Origin of the sequence: Actinocrinis puniceicyclus (genome assembly GCF_018283645.1) — a bacterium.
Taxonomy (GTDB): domain Bacteria; phylum Actinomycetota; class Actinomycetes; order Streptomycetales; family Catenulisporaceae; genus Actinocrinis; species Actinocrinis puniceicyclus.
Genome location: NZ_JAGSXH010000180.1, coordinates 1 through 7,936, shown reverse-complemented (window position 1 = coordinate 7,936; position 7,936 = coordinate 1). Strand labels below are relative to the sequence as shown.

The following is a 7,936-nucleotide window of genomic DNA, read 5'->3' as shown; positions in this document are numbered from 1 at the left end:
GGAGGGAGGGAGGCAGGCAGGCAGGCAGGCAGGCAGCCGCGACGCCACGCCCGCAACACAGGTGAAACCGCCCTCTCCGATGCGGTAAGGTTCTTCCTGGCTCGTTCCCCGAGCCGCAAGCTCCACCAGCGGGCTGTAGCGCAGCTTGGTAGCGCACTTGACTGGGGGTCAAGGGGTCGCAGGTTCAAATCCTGTCAGCCCGACGCTGAAGATGCAGGTTAAGGCCGTACACCATCAACTGGTGTACGGCCTTCTTGTCGCTGAGTGACAGACTGAGTGACTGCGCCGCCTCGGAGCACCGGGAACTGGATCCATCACCTCCGCGTCGCGTGGCCTCCGGGCCGCGCCCTGGTAGCACTGGGCGGCCCGATGACCGTCGTGGAGCGGGCTCCGCGCAGCCGCCAAATCCGCTCGCTCGACATGCCGCGCCCCGAGGGCAGTGAGATGAAGCTCGCGCTAGAAGTCTGACGTTGCGCTTGTCCGCGGCCTGAGAAATCTGCACGTGACGCATCGAGGCGAGGTTTACAGTGGCGTTATGGACCGTGCCTGGATGCGGAGGAAACTTGAGCAGGCCCTGGAAGTTCGCCAGCAACTTGACTTCCATCAGGAGCTCGCGGCAGGGAAGCAGCTCGATGAGGACGGCGTGGCATACTTCGACTCGATTCCGCCGCAGGAGCTCGTCTACTTCCTGATGGTCCGACTTGAGCCGACGGTGCAGGAGATCTTCCGCGCCATAGATCCGGAGGGCCGGTTTCTCAGTTCGGACTCCGACTGGAACCACACATACACGCCCGTTGACCGGCACAACCTTGAGCGGGCTGTCGCACTTGTAGAGGACCAGCAGGAGTGGGCGGTGCGCCTCGCGCCCGATTCTCCTTCGCTGGTGGCAGATCAGTTCCACCACTGGGTGTGGTCGGCGGCGCAGCCATTGTTCCAATCGGGCCACCACAGGGCGGCCGTCCACGCGGCGGCGAACTCGGTCACCGTCAATACACAGGCCAAGGTGAACCGCACGGACGTGTTCGACGACGACCTGATGAACCAGGTGTTCAGTTCGGACGCGCCAAAGCCGGGCAAGCCGCGCCTAAGGCTTGCGGGCGATCCACCCGACAAGACCGTCGCGAGTCGACAGCGGGCACTGATGCCTTTCGCGGCCGGATGCTATGCGGGGTTGCGCAACCTTGCTGCTCACGAGAGCGGTCCCGACTGGCCTGAGCACCGCGCCCTCCAGGCATTGGCGTGCTTCAGTGTCCTGGCCAGCTGGATCGAGGAATGCCGAGTAGTCGAATACGATGGCGACGGAGGCGCCACAGCCGTCACGAGCGCAGCAGCGAAGGTCCCGGCGCAGCCGCAGAGGACTCGTCCGCCCGGCCAAGGCGTCACCGATTCATCGCCTGCCAGTCCGACGGTATAGATGCGTTTCGAGGCGTGACCCCGGGGCGGCGAGGTCAGGCCTCGAACCTCGTGGGTGACTGTGACTAGACCGCACCGGGTGACTCGGGGAACAACTTGTCCATCACCTGTGCGCCCTCCAGCAGGACGGGCTTGATCTGCTTGCGGTAAACGGTTTCGGTCACGGCGGTACTGCTGTGTCCGACCAGGCGGGAGATTTGCTCCAGCGGCATGCCGTCAGCGGAGAGCAGCGAGACGAAGCTGTGCCGCATCTCCCGCGGTGTCCACTCCTTCCCGCTGAGGCCCGCAGCGCGCACGACCTTGCGGAACTCGCGGCGCACGTTGGCCGCGTCCAGTGGCGCGGCGGTGTGCGAGACGAACACGAGGTCGTCATCTTTCCAGGTGCGGCTGGTGTTGGCGCGCCAGAGGTTCTGTCGCTCACCGTGCGCGGCGAGGGCATCGACGGCCCGGTTCGGCAGGGCGAGCGTGCGGCGGGACTTGCGGGTCTTGGTGTCCCCGCCGGCGCGCACGGAGCGCCAGACCATGATGGCGGGTGGCACCGGGGGCGTGGCGCGCGGCTTGCCGATCAGGTCGACGTGGTTCCAGCGCAGTTCCCGCATCTCCTCCGTGCGCGCGCCGATGAGCAGCGAGAGCACGATGTAGGCGTGTAGCGGTGAGTCTTCGGCGGCTTTGAGCACGGCCTCGGCCTGATCGAAGGTGAGCGACTTGGACGGCCGGCCTGCCTGCCCGATGGGCACCTCGCACAGCAGCGCGACGTTGCGTTTGACCTTGTCGCGGGATTGCGCGCGGGAGATCACGCGCTTGAGGATCGAGCGGATATCGCGGAGCGTCGCCGTGCTGAGGCTGTCGGCCTTGCCTTCCAGCCACCGATCGAGGTCTTCCGCAGTCAACTCCCGCAGCTTGCGAGCGCCGAGGGCAGGCACGATGTGCTCATTGGCCAGGGTGCTGTCATTGGCGACTGTCGCCGGCGACCGGCCATGGACCGCGCTGGCTAATTCACCTGGGCTGCTTGTGCCTGGTGGGGCGTGCTTGGGATAGTTCGGGGCAGGGTCGTGTGGGGCGCGGTGGTTGGGGTGTGTGGTGTCATTGTGGCCGAGGGAATGGTCTGAGGTTCCCGCTGAGACGGCTCGAGTGGCGCGGGCTGCGTTCCCGAAGGGGTCGCTGGCGATTCGGCTGCGCGACGAGGTCGGGCCGTTGTTCCGGGACGCCGAGTTCGCAGGCTGCTACGGCAGGCGCGGTAGGCCGGGTTACTCTCCGGCGGCGTTGATGCTGGTGCTGGTGTTGCAGTTCGTGGAGAAGTTGACCGATGTGCAGGCCGCCGAGGCGGTGGCTGAACGGATCGGGTGGAAATACGCGCTCGGCCTGCGTCTGGAGGATGCCGGCTTTGACAGCAGCGTCCTGAGCGAGTTCCGGGCCAGACTCATCGAGCACGATCTTTCCCTCCTGGCGTTCGACCGGATCTTGGAGCGGTGCCGGGAGCTGGACCTGGTCAAGGCGGGAGGGAAACAGCGTACTGACTCAACCCATGTGATCTGCGCGGTGCGGGATCTGAACCGCTCAGAGCTGGTCGGGGAGAGCGTGCGCGCACTGTGCGAGGTCCTGGCCGCCGTCGCCCCCGACTTCCTGCCGGCCACGGTGGATCTGACAGTGTGGGCGAAGCGTTACGGGCCGCGCGTCGCCTCCTGGTCGGGGCCACGCACCCAGGCCGAGCGGGACAGGCTCACCGTGCAGTTCGCACTGGACGGACGGTTGCTGATCGAGGCCGTCCACAAGGACCGGCAACGAGCGTGGCTGCGTGAGCTGCCGCAGGTCGCGGCCCTGTGCACGGTGCTGCGCCAGACCTTCCTGATCGAGACCCGGGCGGACGGGAGTGAGGTGATGCGGCGGCGCACCGACAAGGACGGGGTGCCGCCGGGACAACACCGCCTGGCCAGCCCGTATGACCTCGATGCGCGGTGGGCCGCGAAAGGGGAGACGTTCTGGCTGGGCTACAAGCTCCATCTGACCGAGACCTGCGACGATCCACTCGACGCCGACGCCGACGCCGACTCGGCTCGGCTCGGGACGGCGGGCGGCGTGGGGAGCGGCCGAACCTGATCACGAACGTGCTCACCACGGACGCCACCGTCCCGGACAGCGCGGTGGTCGCTCAGGTCCACGACGCGCTCGCCGAGCGTGCCCTGACCCCGGCCGAACACTACCTGGACTCGGGCTACCCCTCGGCCCACAGCGTGCTCGACGCCCGGGCCCGGCACGGGATCACGATGCTCACCCCGCTGCTGGCCGACACATCACCGCAGGCCAGGGCAGGCCAGGGATATGCCCGTGACGACTTCGCGTTCGACTATGGGGCGCGTACCACCACCTGCCCCCAGGGCAGGATCAGCTCCACCTGGACCGATTGCGTCCAGTACGGCACGCCGAAGATCGTCGCGACGTTCCCCAAGGACACCTGCGGGCCCTGCCCGGTCAGAAGCCTGTGCACCACCAGCAAGCGCGGGAGCCGACAACTGACCGTACCGCCCCGCGAGATCCACGAGATCCACGAGATCCAACTGGCCAACCGGGCGGCCCAGACCAGCAAGGACCGGCAACGCGACTACAAGCGCCGCGCCGGAGTCGAAGGCACGATGGACCAAGCCGCGAACGGTGTCGGCCTGCGCAAAGCCAGATATCGCCGCATCAAGAAAGTCCAGCTCGAACACGCATTCGCAGCCGCCGCGATCAATCTCACCCGCCTCGACGCCTACTTCACCGGCCACACGCTCGACCGCGGGCACACCAGCCGCCTCACCCGACTAGAAGCAAGCCAGGTGAATTAGCCAGCGGGGTCGTTGGTGTGCTGGTGAGGTGCTTGTAGACCTCGCGGGCGATGAAGCGTTTGAGGCAGCGCAGGATGTCCTTTTTGGGCATGCCTTCGGCGGTGCGTCTCGCGACGTAGGCCTGGGTGCGGGTGTCGTAGCGCATGCGGACCAGGGCGATCATGTGCAGCGCGTTGTTGGCTTGACGGTCGCCGCCGCGGTTGAGCCGGTGGCGGTGGGTGCGCCCGGAGCTGGCCGGGACCGGTGCTGCGGCGCACAGGTGGGCGAAGGACGCCTCCGAGGCGAGCCGGCCGGGGTTGTCGCCCGCGGTGATCAGGAGTTGGGCGGCGCTCTCGGTGCCGACGCCGGGCAGCGCGACCAGGTCGGGGGCTGCCTGTGCGACCAGCGGCCCGAGTTCTGCGTCGGCGTCGGCGATCTCCTCGGTGAGGTACTGGTAGCGGCGTGCCAGGCGGCGCAGGGCGGTGCGCGCCGCACAGGCCGGATCGGTCAGGTCCGTGCCCGGGCGGGAGCGGGCCAGGGTCCTGATCAATTCGGCGGTAGGCAGCGTGCGCAGCCGTTCGCGGACATCTGCGGGCGCGGTGATGATGAGCGTGCGGATCTGGTTGATGGTCTGGGTGCGGGACTTGACGGCCGAGCGGCGCACCACGCGCAGGGCGCGGATCGCCTCCACGATGCCGTCTCGGGTCTTCGGGGTCCCGCAGGCCCGGCCCGAGAGCACGGCGGTGGCGGCGGCGTAGGCGTCCACGGGGTCGCACTTGCCGTTCTTGCGCCGGGCGCGGCGGTCGGGGCGGTCCACGTCGATGACGGTGACCTGGTTCGAGCGCAGGAACCGGGCCAGCTGCGCGCCGTAGGCGCCGGTCCCCTCCACGCCCACCGCCACCAACTCGCCGTGCGAGCGCAGCCAGTCCAGCAGTCGGCGATAGCCGTCGGGATCAGTGGGAAACGACTCGGTGGCCAGGTGTCGGCCGATGGGGTCGATGACGGCGGCCTGGTGGAAGTCGGTGTGGGTGTCGACGCCGCCGACTACCGCTATCTGCTCTGCCATGCTGGTTGGTGCTGTCCTTCCGTGCGATGCGTGAGGGATGGCACGCGCCGGTCGGGCGGAAGGACAAGACTGTGATGGGACCTTTGGCCGGGCTCCTATGAGGTCACAGGCGCCCGACCGGCCGCGTGCACGGCGGCACCGCCCACAAGGTCGACAACTCAACCCAAGGACAGCCGGGGCGTCAGTCAGGCGGAGGGCCAGACCCCGGAGCGGTGCCACCCACATCCTCACAGTCAGGCGGTGGCTTGGTGAGTGGCGGGTACTCGGGGAGTATGGGTACTTCGTTGACGCCTGGCGCCCGGGAGCGGGCGTATCGGGAGAAGCGGCGGTTGCGGGCTGGTGAGCTGTTCGAGCAGGGCACGGCGAACGTGTTGATCGCCGAGGCGCTCGGGGTGAGCGGCTCGGCGGTGAGCATGTGGCGCGGGATGTGGGAGCAGGGCGGCGCCGAGGCGCTGCGTTCGCTCGGGCGTCCGGGATATCCGTGCCTGCTGCCCCAGGATCAGGTATCGGTGCTGGTGGCCGAGTTGGAACGCGGGGCGCTCGCGCACGGGTTCGAGACGCAGCGCTGGACGCTGGCCCGGGTCAACGAGGTGATCGAGCGGTTGTTCGGGGTCTGTTTCGCGGACGACTCCGGGGTGTGGCGGCTGCTTAAGAGGATCGGATGGAGCCCGCATCGGGCGGGGCGAGTCTGCGCCGCGCGTGGCCCCGAGGCGATCGCCGGGTTCCGTGAGGTGACCTGGCATCAGGTCCTCAAGCGGGCGCGCGCGGCGGGCACCTGGATTGTGTTCGAGGACGAGGCGGCGGCCATGCTCAACGCCCGCGGCGCCACCACCTGGGCCGAACGCGGCAGGCGAGTGTGGCTGACGGTCGCCGCCGCGCACCGGCGCAAACTCTCGATGGCCGGCTTCGCCTGCTACCGGCGCGGCCATCCCGCCCGGTTGTATTACGCGTTGGCCCCGAACGCCTCGTTCACCCAGGACGACTTTCGGCCCGCTGCTGCTCAGGCTGCGTACCCAGCTCGGCGCCCGGCGCATCATCCTGGTCTGGGACCGTCAGCCTCGTGACCAGGAAGTTCATCGCGGACAACAGCTCCTGGCTCCAGGTGGAACTGCTGCCGACCGCAGCCCCTGAGCTCAACCCCGTCGAACAGGTCTGGGCGTGGATCAAGGGCGGGCCGCTGGCCAACCTCGCCCCGCCCGACCTCGACCACCTCGCCGACGCCGCCGGCAAAGCCCTCAACCAACTCGGCCACCGCTTCCCGCTGCTGACCGCATTCCTACGCCACACAGAACTTGCCTGGACCTGAACACACCGACAGTTGATCATCAATCAGCATTAGGTTGGCTGTTACTGAGAATTCCGTCCGCGATGGTCGAGCCACGTCGCTGCGTTGGCCGGGTCGTCGTAGAAGGTGCGCGTGGCCGCGATCACGTCCGTGGCTTTGTTCAGGTCTCTGATCCGGTGGCCGTGTCAGAGACCTGGTACTCTTCAGTTTCAGGCTTAACCACCACCGCAGGTGACATCAAGTTCGACGACTTCGAGGCGGCCCGACTGGACAGCCGAGGCGTCGCTGGCGGACAGGCGCCATGCCGGGTCCACGGGCTTGGTCTTGAGAAATTTCTTCACATCGCCCCGGCACTGATTGTTGACCTCCCCGAGGGCGAAAATCTCCATCGAATCGGTCTGCAGCATCGCGATGCCGAGCTGCTGCGGGTTCGTGGAGTGCAGGCTCAGGCCGGCGCCGTTGAATGTCGCGATCAAAGCTTCGTCGGCTGTCGACGGGCCGATGTAGAGTCCTGTCGCGTCCGTGTTCCCGTCATAATTGCTGTCACTGCTCTGAAAGCGGATGAAGCCCTCGAGTCGGACTCCTTGAAGCGCTTTCTGAGCTGGCGACGGGCTGTAGATCCGGATGACCACGACCACTGCGGCCACCGCGGCCACGAGCGCCGCCGTGGTGGCCGCGAGAGTCCACTTGCAGGCTGGGGTCATACCGAGGTGCCGAACGCCGGATAGCTGTAGTTCAGATCAGCCTCGGCTTGGCCGTAGTAGAACGACACGGTATCGATATAATTCGATACTTGAGGGCCGAAGCCGCCATTCGGTATCACCTTGTTGACGTAGTTCGGCTCGCCGCCATTGTAGATCCCCTCAAGCACCTGAGTTTGAGTCATCCCGGCCCGACAGCTTCCCGTCTGCGTGTAGTTGAGAGAGGTACCGGAGGAAGCGGTCGGCAGATACTTGTTGCTGAGATACTTGAGGTAGTAGGCGGTCACCTTGAGATCCAGCGAGTCGTTCATCGCCAGATCCGACCACTGCGCACCCTTGAATTGGCCGGGAAACGCCTTGGCAACCGTGGAGAACACGGCCGGCTTGACATTCGTGATCCCAAGCGAAGCTCCTCCGGGCGCCGGCCACCAACCAGCCCAGGTCAGTGGTATCTCGTTGCCGATGTAAAAATGCCAGATCTGGCTGTCGGCACCGCCAAGTTCGTCCATCTTACCGGAGGTCTCGATGTCCGCGACCCCCAGAACTAGTGTCTTGCTTCTAAAGTCCGTTTACTAAGTGTATGCTGGGCGTATGCCACGAACCGGACGGCCGCGGGCCGAGTTGGTGTTGAGTGCCGGGGAGCGCGCCCAGTTGGAGCGTTGGGCGCGCC

8 protein-coding genes, 1 tRNA gene and 1 pseudogene are annotated in these 7,936 nt (G+C 66.9%); 6 read left to right on the top strand and 4 right to left on the bottom strand.

Annotated features, from left to right (window positions below):
* Nucleotides 1-129 precede the first annotated feature (129 nt).
* Nucleotides 130-203: transfer RNA gene (locus tag KGA66_RS26910), tRNA-Pro, on the top strand.
* Between the two features lie 332 nt (nt 204-535).
* Nucleotides 536-1,414, top strand: a complete 879-nt coding sequence (locus tag KGA66_RS26905) for a TIGR02391 family protein (RefSeq protein WP_211472022.1) — start codon at nt 536-538, stop codon at nt 1,412-1,414.
* A 64-nt stretch (nt 1,415-1,478) separates the two neighbouring features.
* Here the strand turns inward: KGA66_RS26905 and KGA66_RS26900 are convergent.
* Nucleotides 1,479-2,408: pseudogene (locus KGA66_RS26900) on the bottom strand (site-specific integrase); the annotation flags it as partial.
* A gap of 136 nt (nt 2,409-2,544) precedes the next feature.
* Between KGA66_RS26900 and KGA66_RS26895 the strand changes: the two are divergent.
* On the top strand, nt 2,545-3,510 hold the full coding sequence (locus KGA66_RS26895; RefSeq protein ID WP_211472019.1) for a transposase: 966 nt from the start codon (nt 2,545-2,547) through the stop codon (nt 3,508-3,510).
* Between the two features lie 8 nt (nt 3,511-3,518).
* Nucleotides 3,519-4,235 carry a transposase gene (locus KGA66_RS26890; protein ID WP_211472017.1) on the top strand — a complete coding sequence of 239 codons (717 nt, stop codon included), beginning with the start codon at nt 3,519-3,521 and terminating at the stop codon, nt 4,233-4,235.
* Here KGA66_RS26890 and KGA66_RS26885 read toward each other — a convergent pair.
* The gene (locus KGA66_RS26885; RefSeq protein ID WP_211472015.1) at nt 4,204-5,280 is read right to left on the bottom strand and encodes an IS110 family RNA-guided transposase; all 1,077 of its coding nucleotides are present in this window, start codon (nt 5,278-5,280) and stop codon (nt 4,204-4,206) included. The two genes, KGA66_RS26890 and KGA66_RS26885, sit on opposite strands and share 32 nt — an antisense overlap.
* Nucleotides 5,281-5,552: 272 nt before the next feature.
* On the opposite strand from KGA66_RS26885, the gene KGA66_RS26880 reads away from it, so the two are divergent.
* Both KGA66_RS26880 and KGA66_RS26875 read left to right on the top strand, forming a co-directional pair.
* Nucleotides 5,553-6,344: a winged helix-turn-helix domain-containing protein gene (locus tag KGA66_RS26880; RefSeq protein WP_211472013.1), complete on the top strand. Its 792-nt coding sequence runs from the start codon at nt 5,553-5,555 to the stop codon at nt 6,342-6,344.
* Nucleotides 6,341-6,586: a transposase gene (locus KGA66_RS26875; RefSeq protein WP_211472011.1), complete on the top strand. Its 246-nt coding sequence runs from the start codon at nt 6,341-6,343 to the stop codon at nt 6,584-6,586. The genes KGA66_RS26880 and KGA66_RS26875 overlap by 4 nt, the downstream gene beginning before the upstream one ends.
* Nucleotides 6,587-6,780: 194 nt before the next feature.
* On the opposite strand, the gene KGA66_RS26870 is transcribed toward KGA66_RS26875, so the two are convergent.
* The gene (locus KGA66_RS26870) at nt 6,781-7,221 is read right to left on the bottom strand and encodes a hypothetical protein (RefSeq protein WP_211472009.1); all 441 of its coding nucleotides are present in this window, start codon (nt 7,219-7,221) and stop codon (nt 6,781-6,783) included.
* A 44-nt stretch (nt 7,222-7,265) separates the two neighbouring features.
* On the bottom strand, nt 7,266-7,775 hold the full coding sequence (locus KGA66_RS26865) for a hypothetical protein (RefSeq protein WP_211472007.1): 510 nt from the start codon (nt 7,773-7,775) through the stop codon (nt 7,266-7,268).
* Nucleotides 7,776-7,936 lie beyond the last annotated feature (161 nt).